General features: G+C 57.1%; 18 protein-coding genes. 4 read left to right on the forward strand and 14 right to left on the reverse strand.

The annotated features are described in order from the left end of the window. Positions 1-396: 396 nt before the first annotated feature. Positions 397-1,524: a zinc-binding dehydrogenase gene (locus HG264_RS13015; protein ID WP_169408071.1), complete on the forward strand. Its 1,128-nt coding sequence runs from the start codon at positions 397-399 to the stop codon at positions 1,522-1,524. A gap of 82 nt (positions 1,525-1,606) precedes the next feature. On the opposite strand, the gene HG264_RS13020 is transcribed toward HG264_RS13015, so the two are convergent. Both HG264_RS13020 and HG264_RS13025 read right to left on the reverse strand, forming a co-directional pair. Beyond that, positions 1,607-2,251, reverse strand: a complete 645-nt coding sequence (locus tag HG264_RS13020; RefSeq protein ID WP_169408072.1) for a DUF2959 domain-containing protein — start codon at positions 2,249-2,251, stop codon at positions 1,607-1,609. A 222-nt stretch (positions 2,252-2,473) separates the two neighbouring features. Then, the gene (locus tag HG264_RS13025; RefSeq protein WP_169408073.1) at positions 2,474-2,845 is read right to left on the reverse strand and encodes a hypothetical protein; all 372 of its coding nucleotides are present in this window, start codon (positions 2,843-2,845) and stop codon (positions 2,474-2,476) included. Positions 2,846-2,975: 130 nt separating this feature from the next. Here HG264_RS13025 and HG264_RS13030 point away from each other — a divergent pair, with 130 nt between their 5' ends. Further along, entirely contained in the window at positions 2,976-3,209 is a 234-nt protein-coding gene (locus HG264_RS13030) for an addiction module protein (RefSeq protein ID WP_169408074.1), read from the forward strand. Between the two features lie 385 nt (positions 3,210-3,594). Here HG264_RS13030 and HG264_RS13040 read toward each other — a convergent pair whose 3' ends face one another. The 5 genes from HG264_RS13040 to HG264_RS13060 all read right to left on the reverse strand — a co-directional run bounded on the left by HG264_RS13040 (position 3,595) and on the right by HG264_RS13060 (position 7,037). Next, positions 3,595-3,843 (reverse strand): DUF1272 domain-containing protein, encoded by a 249-nt coding sequence (locus tag HG264_RS13040; RefSeq protein ID WP_169408075.1) that lies wholly within the window; start codon positions 3,841-3,843, stop codon positions 3,595-3,597. 84 nt (positions 3,844-3,927) lie between these two features. Next, positions 3,928-4,497, reverse strand: a complete 570-nt coding sequence (locus tag HG264_RS13045) for a ParB/Srx family N-terminal domain-containing protein (protein WP_169408076.1) — start codon at positions 4,495-4,497, stop codon at positions 3,928-3,930. 322 nt (positions 4,498-4,819) lie between these two features. Then, complete coding sequence (locus HG264_RS13050; RefSeq protein ID WP_169408077.1) at positions 4,820-5,584, reverse strand: hypothetical protein; 765 nt, start codon at positions 5,582-5,584, stop codon at positions 4,820-4,822. 115 nt (positions 5,585-5,699) lie between these two features. Next, positions 5,700-5,990: a hypothetical protein gene (locus HG264_RS13055; protein ID WP_169408078.1), complete on the reverse strand. Its 291-nt coding sequence runs from the start codon at positions 5,988-5,990 to the stop codon at positions 5,700-5,702. A 429-nt stretch (positions 5,991-6,419) separates the two neighbouring features. After that, positions 6,420-7,037, reverse strand: a complete 618-nt coding sequence (locus tag HG264_RS13060) for a hypothetical protein (protein WP_169408079.1) — start codon at positions 7,035-7,037, stop codon at positions 6,420-6,422. A gap of 173 nt (positions 7,038-7,210) precedes the next feature. Here HG264_RS13060 and HG264_RS13065 point away from each other — a divergent pair, with 173 nt between their 5' ends. Next, positions 7,211-7,543, forward strand: coding sequence for a phage integrase N-terminal SAM-like domain-containing protein (locus HG264_RS13065; RefSeq protein ID WP_256663673.1), 333 nt, complete (start codon positions 7,211-7,213; stop codon positions 7,541-7,543). Here the strand turns inward: HG264_RS13065 and pdeM are convergent. The 7 genes from pdeM to HG264_RS13100 all read right to left on the reverse strand — a co-directional run bounded on the left by pdeM (position 7,526) and on the right by HG264_RS13100 (position 15,381). Further along, positions 7,526-8,179: a ligase-associated DNA damage response endonuclease PdeM gene (pdeM, locus tag HG264_RS13070; protein WP_169408080.1), complete on the reverse strand. Its 654-nt coding sequence runs from the start codon at positions 8,177-8,179 to the stop codon at positions 7,526-7,528. The genes HG264_RS13065 and pdeM overlap by 18 nt on opposite strands. Then, entirely contained in the window at positions 8,176-10,638 is a 2,463-nt protein-coding gene (locus HG264_RS13075; protein WP_169408081.1) for a ligase-associated DNA damage response DEXH box helicase, read from the reverse strand. The genes pdeM and HG264_RS13075 overlap by 4 nt, the downstream gene beginning before the upstream one ends. After that, complete coding sequence (locus HG264_RS13080; protein ID WP_169408082.1) at positions 10,628-12,223, reverse strand: ATP-dependent DNA ligase; 1,596 nt, start codon at positions 12,221-12,223, stop codon at positions 10,628-10,630. Before HG264_RS13080 ends, HG264_RS13075 begins: the two co-directional genes overlap by 11 nt. Beyond that, positions 12,223-13,218 (reverse strand): ligase-associated DNA damage response exonuclease, encoded by a 996-nt coding sequence (locus tag HG264_RS13085; protein WP_169408083.1) that lies wholly within the window; start codon positions 13,216-13,218, stop codon positions 12,223-12,225. The genes HG264_RS13080 and HG264_RS13085 overlap by 1 nt, the downstream gene beginning before the upstream one ends. 117 nt (positions 13,219-13,335) lie before the next feature. Continuing rightward, positions 13,336-14,121, reverse strand: coding sequence for a zinc ABC transporter permease subunit ZnuB (gene znuB, locus HG264_RS13090; RefSeq protein WP_169408084.1), 786 nt, complete (start codon positions 14,119-14,121; stop codon positions 13,336-13,338). Next, complete coding sequence (gene znuC / locus HG264_RS13095) at positions 14,114-14,890, reverse strand: zinc ABC transporter ATP-binding protein ZnuC (protein WP_169408085.1); 777 nt, start codon at positions 14,888-14,890, stop codon at positions 14,114-14,116. The genes znuB and znuC overlap by 8 nt, the downstream gene beginning before the upstream one ends. Further along, positions 14,887-15,381, reverse strand: a complete 495-nt coding sequence (locus tag HG264_RS13100; RefSeq protein ID WP_169408086.1) for a Fur family transcriptional regulator — start codon at positions 15,379-15,381, stop codon at positions 14,887-14,889. Before HG264_RS13100 ends, znuC begins: the two co-directional genes overlap by 4 nt. A 73-nt stretch (positions 15,382-15,454) precedes the next feature. Between HG264_RS13100 and znuA the strand changes: the two genes are divergently transcribed. Next, on the forward strand, positions 15,455-16,405 hold the full coding sequence (gene znuA / locus HG264_RS13105; RefSeq protein ID WP_256663674.1) for a zinc ABC transporter substrate-binding protein ZnuA: 951 nt from the start codon (positions 15,455-15,457) through the stop codon (positions 16,403-16,405).

Consider the following 16,405-nt stretch of genomic DNA (forward strand, 5'->3'; position numbering starts at 1 on the left):
GACCCTGACCCATGGCGCGAGGAACCAGACCACGAATCCTGCCGCTCCTGCCGTTTTTTGCGCGGACAAGTGTTGGTCGAGGGTAAACAGTTAGAAGCCTCTCCCTCCCCTACTGACCGAATCCTTACAAGGCCTTTGCTGCAAGGCTTATCCTCAGAAAGGAAGATCCCGACCCCGTGCTCTTTTCTTTTTGTTGATGGCCCAGGTGGCTTCGTGGACGATGGCCTGCAGTTCTTGAGCAAGCTGATCGAACAAGTGAGCTACTCTGGCCCATTGATCTACGATCAAACAGCCCAGCCACGCGGATCACGCAGGCGCCAAGGGTTTGCCCCGCATCTTGTGCGGTAACAACGGTCAGTGAAGCACTAGACCACTTATCTTTTTCAGGAGAAAAAAGTGTCAGATACCAACATCGAACTTACTTCCACCATTAGCGAAGACAACAAACTGGAACTTGCCCTGCGCGAGATCGAGATCCCGCAGCCAGGCGAAAATCAGGTGGTCATCCGCGTCGAAGCCGCGCCTATCAACCCGTCTGACCTGGGAGTGATGTTCAGCGCAGCCGATATGACGACAGCCAAGCAATCCGGTAGCGCCGAGCGCCCAGTCATCAGTGCCGATGTCCCGGCCAAATTCATGGGTGCCGTTAAAAAGCGGATTGGCAAGTCTATACCCGTGGGCAACGAAGGCGCCGGTACCGTCGTCGCGGCTGGCTCGTCAGCCGCTGCGCAAAGCCTGATGGGCAAAACCGTTGCCTTCATTGGCGGTGGCAGCTACCGCAAATATCTGTGTGCCAATGTTCAAAGTTGTCTGGAACTGGAGCCGGGTACCACGGCAGTCGAAGCTGCCTCCAGCTTTGTTAATCCGCTTACTGCACTGGCTATGGTAGAAACCATGCGCGCCGAAGGTCACAAGGCCATCGTTCACGCTGCCGCTGCCTCCAACCTCGGACAAATGCTCAACCGCATCTGCATCGCCGACGGCATCGACCTGGTCAATATCGTCCGCAAGCCAGAACAGGAAGCATTGTTGCGCGACCTGGGTGCCCAATACGTGGTCAATTCCAGCAGCGACAGCTTTATGGCAGACCTGACCCAGGCACTCATCGACACCGGCGCCACCATCGCCTTCGACCCTATCGGTGGCGGACGATTGGCTAGTGACATCCTCACCTGTATGGAGGCCGCCGTCTCCCGCAACATGAATGAATACAGCGTGTACGGATCTGACATCTACAAGCAGGTATATATCTATGGCGGCCTTGATCGTGGCCCCATCACGCTCAACCGCACCTTTGGTTTTGCCTGGGGTGTGAACGGCTTCCTGTTGTTCAATGCGTTGGGGAAACTGGGTAAGGACACCGCCGCCGCCATGCGCAAGCGCATAGCCGCCGAAATCAAGACCACGTTCGCCAGTCACTACACGCACGAAGTGTCCCTGGCCGGTGCGTTACAACTGGATGCGATGTCGGTTTACGGCAAACAGGCTACCGGGGAGAAGTTTCTGATCAAGCCGCAGAGCTAACGTTTAGCGTCTGGCCGCAAGGCCATTCCAGGGCGCTGGAGTCAGGTTGACTCCAGCGCCTGCGTGAGTGGTAATCCTGCCTTTAATCCTGGAGGCTGCTGATGAAGGCTTCTGATTCAGCAATGGATTTTTCCATTTCCCTGATCAACTGGGCGACATCTGTTTCTATTGTCCCCAGCTCACCTTGTAACGAGTCAATGGCTCGCGCATTCAGATTATGCTTTAGAAACAGCACCTGATCCCGGAAGGCCTGTAATACGGGCGCCATGCGGGCCTCTGCGCTACGCATCGCCTTGATGAGTCCCTGGTATTGCCGCCGGGTCTGGCTTAACTTCGCTGCACTTTGGCGCTTGAGATTGGCATTGCTGTACAGCTCGATCTCTTCCTCCCACTCATCGAACAATGCCTCGGACACGTCTTCGACCGCATCGATGCGGTCGATTACCGACTTAGCGGCGGCTTTACTGTCTTCGTATTCATCGTTCAGCCTGTCGTAGCGTGCTGCCAGGTCCTGGTCTTTGATCTGGATAATGGATCGGAATTGCGCCAGGGCGGATTCGAACTGTTCTTTGGCATCAGTCTGCGCATCCTGGACCGACCCCACGCGATTGACCATGATATCGCGCTTGTGAACACCCACTTTCTCCATGGCGCCGTAATACGCCGACTGACAACCCGTCAGAGCCGTAACCAAAAAAGCACATAACAACCAACGACTTATCGACATATATCCTTACCTTTAGCTGGATTTTTGCGAGCTTGAATGGGACAAATGATAGCCTTTTTGGATGCTGGGAGGTCATACCCCCTGGCGCCAAGGCCCAGAGAAGGGGACAGCTTTATTTTCTGAAAATTTTCGGCCTGCCTTGGCCTCGAATCTCGATGAATGTTCATCTGATCTGACCCCAATTTAATACAGAACGAACTACAACAACCGGTTAGGCGTTACTCAAGTTCCAGCACCGCACAGGGCGGCGGGCAGTTGGCCTGCTAAAGTTCGCTGCCAATCGGTAGCAACTTCCTTGGAACTGAATGTCCCATGTAAATCCCCGCTAGGAATTGGCACCCAGATTGTCGACCTCGAAAACTCACGATCACCGACAACGATGCGGATCATTTTTCCGGTGTTTGCTTCCGTGAAGGCCCCCAAACTTTTGGTACCAATTCCTGTTAATTTGACGAATACCGGCCAGCCAAGATCTGTCTGCTCCCCAGCTACAGCTTTCTCCACGTAGGCCGAACAAAGACTAAACTCCTGCTCAGTCTCGGCCGATGCAACGCCAGGAAAAGCCAGTAAAAAAACAGCGATCCAACTCATCATGACCAGTGCCTGCCTAACGCCTGAGGTAACGGCCGGCAACGGAGCGCAGCGAAGTTGGCGTCCCGCTGACCACCTTGTTAGGGCCTTTGAATCGGGATAGCATAGCTCTATCGCGACTCGCGGAGGCACCATGACTACCGAAACACTAAATCAACTACGCTCTCAGATTTCGACTCTCTCTGAGTCAGAGCGTGCTGCGTTGGCTCGAGAGCTCATTATGAGCCTAGACGGCCCTCGCGACGACTCTGTTGAGCAAGCTTGGCACGATGAAATTATTCGGCGTGTAGCCAAGGTGAAAAGCGGTAAGGCTACACTGCTCAGCCGTGAAGAATTTCGTACAAAGATGCGAGCAAGGATAGGCTAGTAAAAGTGCGAACGGTAAGGATACTGGAAGAAGCCTCGCAGGAAGCCATAGAGGCGGCAGCATGGTACGAATTTGAGCAACCTGGACTGGGAGCCGAGTTTTTCGCTGCAGTTGACACTGCCATCGACGTTATTAAGAAAACTTCATCCCTCTATCACCTCTCCCCGAAGAGGCTGGCGATACCGGTGCAAGACGCCTGATTCTGAATCACTTCCCATACGATATAGTGGCCATTGAACTGCCAGAAGAAGCTGTAGTCATTGCCGTTGCTCACCACTCCCGAAAACCTGGCTATTGGCGGAAACGCCGTAAGCCCTAACGTGTGAACTCATGGGCCGGCTTGTAGCGGCGAAGCGGCGGAGAACCGGTCCCAGGCAGTGACTGGTTATGAATTGGCCACACAGCCTCCGATCTTATGGACACGCTTCGTTGAAGCCGGATATTTGGCTAGGAGCGTCGCAGGGCGGATGGGCCTGGGTACGAAGTTACCGTCACAATTTGGGCACTGGTGGCTCAAGACCTCTGAGGCACAAGAAGCGTAAAAGGTGCACTCGAAGCTACAGATCACCGCCTCAGTCGATTCTGGCGGCAGGTCCTTGTCGCAGCACTCACAATTGGGCCTTAACTCAAGCATCGCGCTCTCCGTGCTGATTGATAACGCCTGGGCTAAGCCGCCGGTGCGAAGCGCAGCGTAATACCGGTCGGCTTGAGCCCATGGTTAAGCATCTTCCCACCGTACATGAAGAATCTCATCAATCCTCTCCTGATACTCCGGTTGGATATGGATGGGGATAACACCCTCTCCTATCTCTTTTGCTATCGCGTAACGATGATGGCCACCATTAAAAATGACCTCACCACTTTCAAGCGGTTTGACCAATGGAGGAGAAATCGGCCGCCCTTCTGATAGATAAACTATCAGACGCGCTAGCTTGTCTTTCGAACCAACTTTCCAGAGCTCGCCTTCGTCACGGCGACTATAGTGGCAAAGCTTTTTGTCAAATTCTTGAAGGGTAATAAAGCCCAGCAAGAACCCGGCAGGGTAATACTCTGCAAATTTTTTTGGGCTCTCGCCATCCAATGAGTGACGTTGGCTTTCCCGTGAAAGATCCCAATTGAATTTTATTGGCGGCCATTCCGACGAGAGGGTGTCAATATATTTCTCTGACTCATTAGATAGCCTTTGGAAAAGCGATCGCTTCGCTCGATATTCTTCAAGCGTTTCACCTGCATTCTCGGCTGAGATCTGATCAATGGCTTTACCTAGATCCATATCCTCGGACTTCATCGTGTGCTCAACGCCGCATTCAGCGGCTTGTCCGCTGGAATGCTTTGTTAGCCAATTCCAGCTCTAAATCAGACAATTGCTTGTCTACTTTTTCGGGCGAAATTGGGGTCAGATGAAGGTTTAGGATTAATGTTCATCTGACCCCAATTTATGTAACGACGCAATCACGCGCTTGTCGCGTGCATTGTATTGTATTGTATTGTATTGTATTGTATTGTTATAGTTTATACATCAATGATTATCCTTTGCATTTCATCTTTATAGTATTCGATGTAAACCGGATAAACGCCATCTGCGCCTAAAGATATTGATACCCCTGCACCTAAGCCACCATTAACAAAAGATAAATGACGTATTTTTTGTATTCTGTATCGTGCATATCACCCCCAATATAGCTAGATTTTATGGCTGGAAAATCCCCGCTATATTCAACTTTTTTAGCAAGCCCTCTAGCTACCATTTCCTTTGCCGCAAGCTCTTCTTCAAAACCAAGCAACTCTGCGGGGAAAGAATCATCCTCGTTGGATGTACAAAAATATTCCCCAGAGTCTATGACTTTATACATATGTTCTTGTTTCTGAAATTCCTCATGCTCCATTTCTGAGGTCATCTTAGGATACCACGGGTCGCAGATCATTAGACTTGCAGTATCTACGCATACTGACCCGATATGTCTTTGCTCTAGGTCACTATCAGAAACCTCTATAAAATCCTTTATCTCGCTATCCCATACAGTTATGCTCTTTCGGAATTCAGTCGCTTTTTCAATGGAGTCTCGAAGTGACTGTATTTCTCGATTTTTAAGGTCAATCTGCTCTACATGAGACGCACTATCTTCAGCCAGCCGAGATATCTCTTCTTCTCTTATTTTTATTCTTTCGCTGAGCTGCTTCTCAATAAACTCAGGCGCTCTTCGCTCAAGATCTAAGGCTTTGTCTTTCCACAGCCTCAGGTTCTGCGCTGCTATTTTAAGCTGTGAATCCTTAAGCTGATTGACAGACCGGAGGTTTTTTACATATGCGGCATATATGAATCCAATTACTGCTAAAGCAGTTAGGTTTGTAGCCGCAGCGACTATTTCATACACGATAATCCCTCTGTTCTAACGTCTATGGCACGATCTCTAACAACTTATAACGATTAAGCTAAGGGGCGGGCTTTAGCCCGTCCCAGCGAACGAAGTGAGCGATTTGAGCGCATTGTTATACGCCCAGACCACGAATTAATGTATCGGCTTCTTCTGCGTTTATGACTTTGTATGGCTGGTTGTAATGTGAATATAAGAATGGCGTGCCGCCTTCTTTGCAGGTGACCTTAGCTTGAATTAAAAACTTAGTTCCCACCGGATAGCCTTTGCGCATTTTTGAGGAGCATTCGACATTCATTGATGTGTCGAGATTCTGGCCTGGCAACGGGCGCGCCCGAACACCTTCGCTAGAAGTAGTGCCCCGACCTGAGTACGTTTCGATAGCTACGGTTCGATAATTGCTCACTAACGACCTCCATGTGCAGAGTTTTATTGCTTGGGCGTATAACGCTTGAATTAAGCCGCGCTGCGAAGCGGCGTCGGCTTGAATGATTTGTTATATGTGAGTGCGATAGATCTCAACCGCGGTTTCCTGGGGCGTTGAGTTTGAGTAACGAAGAGCACCATTCCCGTGCCTAGAGTGTATGTAGGGCCCCGCCCCCGGCTCTGGGCGTGACTCAACCTCCTCTCCGCGCCATCCGCCTTCGAGCTCAACAACGAAAAACTCATCCTTCTTTTTCATCAGCTTCTGCACGAGGCTGCGAAGCCCAGTGGAGTTGAAGTCCTCTTTATCTTCCAGGAACGACATTCTTAACCTCACATCTAACGCCGTCAACACAGGCCGAGCGAAGCGAGGTCCAGCCCGCGTCTTTTGCGGGCGCTGTGCTTGGCCTTGTTAACTGCTTTTTTTACTTTTGATAGATTTTAAATGGTCTACAAAATCATTATGAGTGCGCCAACCTAAAAGTCTCACTATTTCAAAGGCAAAGTTTACTTGCGACCTGGCATCCCATACGACCCCGTCATTCCTGATTGCGTCAAGTTTTCCGAACAAGTTTATTACATTGACTGATATTTCTTTAGGGTTCTCGTAGTGGATACTTTGGTTTCGCCCCTCAAAGATAATATCCTTGACTAAAACCCCACCAATATTTTCCCCATCGGGTGCATTTTGTGGTTTACCGTATCTTAAAGAGATACATTGCTTTGCAATTTGTAGGAGCGCACCAGAAAGGGCAGCTATTGAAACTGACTTAGCGTCAATACTCTGGGACACCTCTTTGATGTGGTTTTCTAGCTCTCTTTTTGGTTGCGCGACTTTTGCCATCTGCGCATGATAGTAATTCGCAGCAGGATGAAATTCGTTAGCCATGAAGACTTGATACTTAACATTGAATTCGGCAGTAAGCCTTTTCAGCTCAGCATTCAGATTTTCCAAGCTCGCAAAATCCTCCCAAATCAGATCGATTAACGATGAAGTAGCAAACTTAGTTTCATCAATATATTTCTGCATATCTCAATACTTGGTAGCAATTAACAGTGATTAGATGAAATTCCGTGATATCACATATTCGTTGCTTCCAGATAACAACGCAACGCCTGCTCTCCAGCGCATCAGAAATTACGCTAAATCAGATATATACCAAGCGCGTCACAGGCCTGCCTGTAATCGCTTGACTTCCACAATTGCTGATCTCGATACCACTGTACGCCCATACAGCTAGAGGCAGGTATGAACACCGCCCCAACCACTCCTCGTCTTCGAGACCAGTTCCGAGCCGTTATTCGGTTACACCATTACAGCATTACAGCATTCGCACGGAGAAGTCTTACTGGTGCTGGATACGATACTTTATCCGTTTCCACAAGCTGCGTTATCCTCTTGAAATGGGTCCGGCGGAGGTTAACGCTTTTCTCAGTTGGTTAGCGGTGGACCGAGACGTTGCTGCGGCCACGCAAAATCAGGCGTTGAATGCAATCGCGTTTCTCTATGCCCGGGTGCTACATCCCGCCAGATAACCGAAATAGCTCTCCATCAACAACCAAAACAGCATCCTCGGCAGGGTCTGGCTTGATATCCCAACCCCCTGTCAGCGCGCCGAATGAGGGCAGTACTGTTACACCTTCGCGAAACCAGAATACCGGGGCGCGTAGTTTGTCTCTTCCTACTGTCAGGGTATACGCGGGGTGCAGGTGGCCGGCGAGGATGTGTTTGCCTGGCACGCTGATTGGTTCATGGCAGAGCCGGAAGGGGCCTAGATCCAGGGTGGCGTGCCAGGTGATGCCGATGTCTATGCCCTCGGCATGCCGGTCGTGGTTTCCGATCACGGCTTCCACTTGCACGTCCGCATGACGTTTGAGCCATAGCGGGAACTGCTCGAGGAAGGGCTCGCCTTCCCTGGGGCGATGGTGGAAGAAGTCGCCCAGAACGATCAGCCGTTTGGGGCGGAAATATTGGATGAGTGCGGTGAGGCGTTGCAGATCGTCCTGGCTTTGCCCGGTGGGCACTGCCAATCCCTTGCGGCGGAAGAAGGCGCCTTTGCCAAAGTGCGTATCGGCGACCATGAGCGTTGCGTGGGCTGGGTAGTACAGGGCCTTGTCGCCGTGCAGCACAACCTTCTCGCCCGCCAGCTGCCAGTCCAGCGTGCGGCTCACTTGCGTTTTTTCGCGACGCGGTCCGCGTTGCGCTCCAGTGTTGCCAGCATGCGTTGCACCCGTTGGCGCCAGTTTTCGGTACTCAGGCGGCTGCGCAGGCGGTCGACCCACAGCGGAAAGCCCAGCGGGGAAAAATGCTTTGGTGTGACGATGGTCAGCTCCTGTCCTGCGGCGCGCTCAAGCACATCGCGCAGCCTGCGTATGTCGAGCTGATCTTCCAGCACTTCGCGGCGCGCCTGGTCGAGTAATCGGTGATCGGGATCGTAACGTGCCAGGGTGTCGTAAAGCAGGCCGGTCGACGCCTGCAGCTGACGATCGGTCTTGCCGCGCCCCGGATAACCCTGAAATACCAGGCCGCTGATCCGCGCAATATCACGGAATTGCCGGCGCGCCAGCTCGCTGGCGTTCAGCGCCGCCAGTACGTCATCGAGTAGTCGCTCCGGGCTGAGCAGCGTGCGCCACAGCGCTTCGGTCAGCTCGGGCGGCTCGGTGGAGGTCAGTAGTTCGAGACCGTAATCATTAACTGATAGTGAAAAGGTCGCCGGCTGGATCTGACCGATACGCCAGGCCAACAAGGCGGCAAGACCTTCGTGTGCCAACCGGCCGGCAAAGGGATAGATAAACAGATGGTGACCTTCCCGTGATCGGCAGCGCTCGATCAGCAGATGATGCCGGCCCGGCAAGGCGGACTGGTCCCGCTGCACTTCAAGCACTGGGCGCACGGCTTCGACTTCGGCGTCCCGGTAGATGCCCTTCTCCACCTCTTCGAGAATCTCCAGCACGGTGTCGGCGAGCTCTGATGACAAGGGCAACCTGCCGCCGTACCAGCGCGGAACGCTGTGTCGCCGGGTACTGGCTGGCCGTACATAAGCGACCAGATCACGGACCTTGATCAACTCCAGCGCGCGACCGGAAAACAGAAATACATCGCCGGGATTCAGCCGTGCGATAAAGGACTCTTCCACCGTGCCGAGCGACCCACCGCGCATGAATTTCACCCGCATTTGCGCGTCACTGGTAATAGTGCCGATGGCCATGCGGTGCCGCCGCGCAATGCCGGTGTCCTCCACGCGGAACAGGCCATCCTGCTCGACCACCCGCTGAAACTGCGGATAGTGTTCCAGCACCGGCCCGCCCTGGGTGATGAACACTAGGCACCAATGGAACATCTCCTCGGTCAGGTCGGCGAACGCATGGGTGGCGCGGGCTTCGGCCAGTGCGTGTTCAGCATGGAAACCGGGGCCGGCGGCCAATGTCACCAGATGCTGAACCAGCACATCCAGACACAACCGCAGCGGTCGGCGAGCCTCCACGCGACCGGCCTCCCAGGCGCGGCGGGCGGCGGCGATTTCCACCAGTTCGAAGGCGTGGCTCGGCACGCAGAGGATTTCACTGCTGGCGCCGGGCTGATGGCCGGAGCGTCCGGCGCGCTGCATCAGGCGGGCAACGCCCTTGGGGCTGCCGACCTGGACCACGCGATCCACTGGCGAAAAATCCACACCCAGATCCAGACTCGAGGTACAGACCACGCAACGAAAGCTGCCGTCGCGCAGACCATCCTCGATCCGTTTGCGCAGCTTGCGGTCGATTGAGCCGTGGTGCAGGCCGATCTCGGTCAACCAGTCCATGCGCGCCTTGAGTACCGACTCGAACCACAGCTCGGCCTGCGAACGGGTGTTAGTGAACAGCAATGCAGTTGCGCCCTGCTCCAGATATTCGAGCACACCCTCGAGCTGCGCCAACCCCAGATGACCGGCCCAGGGGAAGCGCTCAAGCGTCGGGGGTAGCAGGCCGCGAACGGTCAGTGTTTTATGCGTATCACCGGCTACGCTGACGCCCGGTGCGGCGCCCTTGCCGAGCAATACCTGCATCGCCTCATCCAGATTGCCCAAGGTAGCTGACAAGCCCCAGACCGGCAGACCGGGACGCCGCGCGCGCAACCAGGCCAGACACAGTTGTAGCTGGACGCCGCGCTTGTTACCCAGCAGCTCATGCCATTCATCGACGATGACTGCGTCCAGATGACGAAAGCTTTCCTCCACGTTTCGGTAGGACAGCAACACGGACAGGCTCTCAGGCGTGGTGACCAGCGCCTCGGGTAACTTGCGCCGCTGCCTGGCACGCACGCTTGCGCTGGTATCACCGGTGCGGGTTTCCACGCGCCAGTTAAGTCCCAGCCCGTCGACCGCCTCCTGCAGATTGCCCGCGGTATCCGAAGCCAGGGCCCGCAGTGGCGTGATCCACAACACCCGCAGCCCGACCGGTGCTCTGGTTTGCTCCAGCGCCATGGATACCGGGCCCAGCCAGGCAGCGAGCGTCTTGCCGGAACCGGTGGACGCATGGATCAGGCCCGACTGTCCGTCACGAAAGGCGGTCCAGGTGCGGCGCTGGAACGGAGCCGGTTGCCAGCCGCGGCTGGCGAACCAGTCTTCAATCGCCTTGATGCCGTCAGCTTCCATAAATACGCAGCAGCTCTTTGACCTGATCGAGGGTGTCGGCCTCCTCCACCGGCTTGTCCTGACGCCAGCGGGCGATGCGCGGAAAACGCAGAGCGATGCCGGACTTGTGCCGGGGCGAGGGTTGAATGCCCTCGAAGGCGATTTCCAGCACCTGCTGGGCCTTGAGCGAGCGCACCGGGCCGAACTTCTCGATGGTATTGCGACGAATCCAGTGATCGAGTTGCTGGATCTCCTTATCGGTCAGCCCGGAATAAGCCTTGGCGATGGGCACAAAGCTGTCGCCGTCGCGCACCGCCAGGGTGTAATCGGTGTACAGATTGGCGCGCCGGCCGTGCCCCGGTTGGGCATACAGCAGCACGGCGTCGATACTCAGTGGGTCGATCTTCCATTTCCACCAATCACCGCGTATCCGGCCACTGCGATAGGGGCTGGCGCGGCGCTTGAGCATCAGACCCTCGACGCGGCGTTCGCGGCTGGAGTCCCGCAGCGTCGCCAGAGCCGGCCAATCACTGGCGTCAGTCATCGGGCTCAGCCGCAGCGCAGGTTGCGCCGCTTCGGCGAGCACATCTTCCAGCGCACTGCGCCGCTCCTCCAGTGGCTTTAGCCGCCAGTCTTCGCCCTGATATTCGAGCAGGTCATAGGCGAGAAACACCACCGGCACTTCCTTGAGCAGCTTCGGGCCCACCGTCTTGCGCTGGATGCGTCGCTGCATCTGCGAGAAGGGCAGCACATCTGTGTCCCAGGCCAACAGCTCGCCGTCGAGCACGACCTCAGGCAGCGCCAATGCAGCCTCTTCCACCTCGGGGAAGCGCCCGCCCATGGGCTCTTCGCCACGCGACCACAGCCACACGCCGCTGGGTCGGGCAATCAATTGCGCGCGGATGCCATCCCACTTCCATTCCGCCAGCCACTGGTGCAAATCGCCCAGATCGGAAGGCTCGCCCTCCAGCGGCGACGCCAGAAAAAACGGATAGGGCTGGCCCTTGCGCTCTTCGCGGTCCTCCTCGTCAAAGAGGCGTGAATAAAACTCGGCACTGGGTTCGAACTCGCCCATCAGCCGGCGTGCGATCAGTGCCCGGGGCTTACCGCTCAGCGTTGCCAAAGCACGCTCTACCAAGCTCCGAGATACACCGACACGCAGGCTGCCGGTCAGCAGCTTGTTGTACAGAAAGCAGGCGTGGCGTGGTAACGCGCGCCATAGCGCGATGACCTGTTCCTTGCGCTGGTCTTCTTCCAGGGTGCGCAAACTCAGGATGCTTTGCTCGATCCATTCAGCGAGGCTGCCCTGCACCGCCGGCCGCTCGGCGTCACCCTCCATCAACAGGCTGATGGTTTCGGCCAGATCACCCACGTGCTGGTAGGTCTCTTCAACCAGCCATTCCGGCAGGGCGCTGGCCTCCGCCAGCCATTCGCGCAACCGGCGCGGCCCGACCAGACGCTTCATGCGTCGCCCGGTCAGTATGTACACCGCCCAGGCGCCGTCGTGCGGGTCGATGCCGTCGAAATAAGCAGTGAGCACATCCAGTTTGGTCTGGGTACGCGTCGTCGCGTCCAGTTCGGTGTACATATCGGCGAAGGCCTGCATCAGTCGTCCTCGCCGCCGTAGAGGGTTTCCAGCTCGTAGGCTTCAACGCCTTCACGTTCGCGCAGATAGCGCACCAGATCATCACTGCGCCCGTGGGTGGTGAGCACGGTACTTGCGCCGGATTCGCGGATGGTACGCAGCAGGGCCGGCCAGTCAGCATGGTCACTGAGCTCGAAGCCATGGTCATAGCCGCGACGGCGACGGTTGCCGCGTATGCGCATCCAGCCGGAGGCAAAACCGGTACTCGCGTTACGGAAGCGCCGCATCCATGACGAGCCGGCGGCAGAGGGCGGCGCCAGAATAAGCTCACCGCCAAAATCATGGTCAGCGGGCAGGTCCGAGATGGGCAGAGTCGGCAGCATGGTCACGCCGGCCTGCCGGTAAATATCGGTCATCGCTACCATCGCGCCGTGGACGTACACGGGCCGATCAGTATGTTCAGTGAGCGCGGCCAGCACCCGCTGCGCTTTGCCCAGCGCGTAGGTGAAGAGAATGCAGGGGCGGTCAGGATGCGCCGACCACCACTCCCAAATCTGCTCGGCGACCCGCTCCACTGGGGGCCAGCGGTAACAGGGCAAGGCAAAGGTCGCCTCGGTGATCAGGGTATCGCAGGGGACAACTTCGAAGGGTGCGCAGGTCGGGTCGGGATCGCGTTTGTAATCGCCGGTCACCACCCAGACGCGGCCATCATCATGTTCAAGCCGCGCCTGGGCGCTGCCCAGGACGTGACCGGCCGGATGCAAACTCAGGGTAATAGCGCCGAAACGCCGCTGCTCGCCGTAATCCAGGCCGGTGAACCGGTGCTCACCCAGCCGGTGGCGCATGATCGGCAGGCTGTCGTGCTGCGCCAGGTAGTGTTCACTGCCCGCGCGGGCATGATCGGCGTGGGCATGGGTGATGACGGCGGTAGCCACCGGACGCCACGGATCGATGTGAAAGTTGCCCGCCGGGCAGAACAGCCCCTCGTCGGTCGGAATGATGATCGGATCACGCATGCGGTACAGCGCCCCTGTGACACGTCGAAAGTCGACACCTGTAGGTGGGACAATCGCAGCGCGACGGTGTTACAGGGGTTGCACTAATCCGCCGCTTAGGCGTGTTTTAAGCGCAGCTCAGGCGCGTCTGGGCACCGCCAGCACCAGCATGAACAGCGCCGCTGCGCAGACCACGATTGACGGGCCGGCCGGCGTATCCAGATTCCACGACATGCTCAAACCGCCGAGCACCGCCAGACAACCCAGCACACTGGCACCGAGAGCCATCTGTTCCGGGGTGCGTGCGTGACGCTGGGCGGCGGCAGGCGGAATGATCAACAGGGAGGTGATCAACAGCACGCCGACAATTTTCATCGCCACGGCAATGACGATGGCGATCAGCAGCATCAGCGCCATACGGATCGCCGTGACCGGCTGGCCCTCAACGCGCGCCAGCTCTTCATGCACGGTGACCGCCAGCAAACGGCGCCAGAGCAGCGCCAGCAATACCGAGACGACAACCACGCCGCCGAGCATCCAGCCGAGATCCGCCGTGCTGATCGCCAGCAGATCACCGAACAGATAGGCCATCAGATCGACCCGCACGTTATCGGTCAGCGCCAGCACCACGAGGCCAAGTGAAAGCGTGCTGTGCGCGAGAATGCCCAGCAGGGTATCGCTGGCCAGCCACTGGCGGTTCTGCATCACCACCAGCAGGATCGCCAACAGCACACAGCCAGCGGTGACCGCGATGGTCAGGTTGATTTCCAGCAGCATGCCCATGGCGATGCCGAGCAGGGCAGAGTGCGACAGGGTATCGCCAAAATAGGCCATGCGCCGCCAGACCACGAAGGAGCCAAGCGGGCCGGCAACCAGCGCCAGCCCCAATCCTGCCACCAGCGCGTACATCAGAAAATCAGGCATGCTTGCAACTCGGTCCGTGTTGATGCCCGGCGGGCGTTTCGACCACCTCGCCGTGCAGATCATGGTCGTGATCGTGGTGATGGTTGTATACCGCCAGCGCGCTGGCCTGCTCGCCGAACAGTGCGACGAAAGCGGGGTCCAGACTGACCTGCTCGGGCCGGCCGGAACAGCAGACGTGGCGGTTGAGGCAGACCACGGTATTGGTCGTGGACATCACCAGATGCAGGTCATGCGACACCATCAGTACGCCGCACCCGTAGCGGTCGCGTAGCCGGGTGATGAGTTCGTAGAGTTCGATCTGACCGTTGACGTCAACGCCCTGCACCGGCTCATCGAGCACCAGCAGATGGGGTTTGCGCAGCAAGGCCCGCGCCAGCAGGATGCGCTGCAGTTCGCCCCCCGACACCTGCTGCAACGGACGCTGGGCCAGATGCCCTGCGCCGACCTCTTCAAGCGCCTCGACCGCCGCGGGACGCTTGACCCGGGGTGCGAGCATCAGGAAACGCAATACTGTCAGCGGCAGCGTCGCATCAACCTGCAGTTTCTGCGGCATATAGCCAATCCGCAGTCGCGATTTGCGTGTGACCGTGCCGGAATCGGCTTTGAGCAGGCCGAGCACGATGCGCACCAGACTGGTCTTGCCGGCGCCGTTGGGCCCGATCAGCGTGACGATTTCACCCGGCTGAACGCTGAGGTTCACCTGGTCGAGAATGGCGTTGCCATGCAGCCGCAGACTGACCGACTCCAAGGAAAGCAGTGCGTTGCTCATGCGGCCGCCTGGCACTGGGCACAGAGCCCGGTGATTTCCACCGTTTCGCCTTCGACGGCGAAACCCACGCTGTTCGCGCTGACCGCGATGGCGTCGCGGATGGCCGGCTGATCCAGCTCGATGGCGATTCGACAGGATCGGCAGATCAGAAACTGCCCTTCGTGCCGATGCTCCGGACTGGCGCAGCCGATAAAGGCATTCAGCGAGGCAATGCGGTGCACCAGCCCCTGCTCAAGCAGAAAGTCCAGCGCCCGATATACGGTGGGCGGCGCGGCGCGGCGCTCATCCTCACGCGCCAGCGTCTCGAGAATATCGTAGGCACCGAGCGGTTTGTGGCTCTGCCAGACCAGTTCCAGCACCCGCTTACGCAGCGTGGTAAAGCGCACGCCGGCCTGGGCGCACAGCTGCTCGGCAGCGCCCAGCGCCTCGCTGACACACTGGCTATGGTCGTGCGGGTGATGGGGGTCGATCTGAATAAATGCGTCCGTCATAGGTCGGGCCCGTATGCTCAGCGATGAGTGAGCTGTTATCATATAACACTTGCCACCCTCCGAGGTATGTCCCATGTTGTTCCGTCGTCTGATGCTGCTGTTTGTCGGGCTCAGTGTGAGTTGGTCCGCTGCCTCAGCCACTACCCCCACCGTGCTGACTACTATCAAGCCGGTGCAGTTGATCGCTGCTGCTGTTCTGGAGGGCGTCGGTTCGCCTGCGGTACTGCTGCCACCGGGCGCGTCGCCGCACAGCTATGCATTGCGACCCTCTGACCGCCGTGCGGTGCTGCAGGCCGAGCGCATCTACTGGGTAGGCCCGGATCTTGAGCGGTTCGTTGAACGGCTTCTGAATGAGAGCCAGACCGCGGTGGCGCTTATGCACATTCCGCAACTGACACTGCGCGACATGCGCCAGACGCTGGACGACCATGCCGATTCTGCGGCATCGCAATCACATCAACATGCGCACGATGAGCTTTCGCACGGCCACGAGCACAAACCCGGCAGTCTGGACGCGCATATCTGGCTCGACCCGCACAATGCTTTGACCATTGCGCGCTATATGGCTGAGGATCTGAAGGCGTTGTATCCGGACCACGCAAGCACGCTGGATCAGAACCTGGCTGCATTCGAAAGTCGCCTGACGCAACTGGATAGCCGGCTGCGCGCTCGCTTCGAGGCTCTGCATGACAAGCCGTACTTCGTATTCCATGACGGCTACGGTTACTTCGAAGATCATTACAACCTGGCGCCGCGTGGCATTTTCAGCCTGTCCCATGATGTGCAGCCGGGTGCGCGACATATCAATGCGCTGCGGGAGCAGCTGCAGCAAGCCGGCCCCGCCTGCGTCTTCAGCGAACCGCAATTCACCCCACGACTGATCGACTCCCTGACTCGCGACCTGCCTGTGCGCAAGGCAGAGCTTGACCCGCTGGGCAGCGAAGTCGACGTGAATGCGCGGGGCTATGAGGCTTTGCTAAAAGGACTTGCCGACCAGTTGGCGGGGTGTCTTGAACAGCTGTAA

This window comes from Pseudomonas sp. gcc21, from assembly GCF_012844345.1.
GTDB lineage: Bacteria > Pseudomonadota > Gammaproteobacteria > Pseudomonadales > Pseudomonadaceae > Halopseudomonas.

What these genes read in the sequence shown, in the direction of transcription:
- HG264_RS13060 (WP_169408079.1), bottom strand. Translation starts at nt 7,037, where the DNA reads ATGCAGAAATATATTGATGAAACTAAGTTTGCTACTTCATCGTTAATC.
- znuC (WP_169408085.1), bottom strand. Translation starts at nt 14,890, where the DNA reads ATGAGCAACGCACTGCTTTCCTTGGAGTCGGTCAGTCTGCGGCTGCAT.
- HG264_RS13075 (WP_169408081.1), bottom strand. Translation starts at nt 10,638, where the DNA reads ATGGAAGCTGACGGCATCAAGGCGATTGAAGACTGGTTCGCCAGCCGC.
- HG264_RS13100 (WP_169408086.1), bottom strand. Translation starts at nt 15,381, where the DNA reads ATGACGGACGCATTTATTCAGATCGACCCCCATCACCCGCACGACCAT.
- HG264_RS13080 (WP_169408082.1), bottom strand. Translation starts at nt 12,223, where the DNA reads ATGCAGGCCTTCGCCGATATGTACACCGAACTGGACGCGACGACGCGT.
- znuA (WP_256663674.1), top strand. Translation starts at nt 15,455, where the DNA reads ATGTTGTTCCGTCGTCTGATGCTGCTGTTTGTCGGGCTCAGTGTGAGT.
- znuB (WP_169408084.1), bottom strand. Translation starts at nt 14,121, where the DNA reads ATGCCTGATTTTCTGATGTACGCGCTGGTGGCAGGATTGGGGCTGGCG.
- HG264_RS13085 (WP_169408083.1), bottom strand. Translation starts at nt 13,218, where the DNA reads ATGCGTGATCCGATCATCATTCCGACCGACGAGGGGCTGTTCTGCCCG.
- HG264_RS13025 (WP_169408073.1), bottom strand. Translation starts at nt 2,845, where the DNA reads ATGATGAGTTGGATCGCTGTTTTTTTACTGGCTTTTCCTGGCGTTGCA.
- HG264_RS13030 (WP_169408074.1), top strand. Translation starts at nt 2,976, where the DNA reads ATGACTACCGAAACACTAAATCAACTACGCTCTCAGATTTCGACTCTC.
- HG264_RS13040 (WP_169408075.1), bottom strand. Translation starts at nt 3,843, where the DNA reads ATGCTTGAGTTAAGGCCCAATTGTGAGTGCTGCGACAAGGACCTGCCG.
- HG264_RS13045 (WP_169408076.1), bottom strand. Translation starts at nt 4,497, where the DNA reads ATGAAGTCCGAGGATATGGATCTAGGTAAAGCCATTGATCAGATCTCA.
- HG264_RS13020 (WP_169408072.1), bottom strand. Translation starts at nt 2,251, where the DNA reads ATGTCGATAAGTCGTTGGTTGTTATGTGCTTTTTTGGTTACGGCTCTG.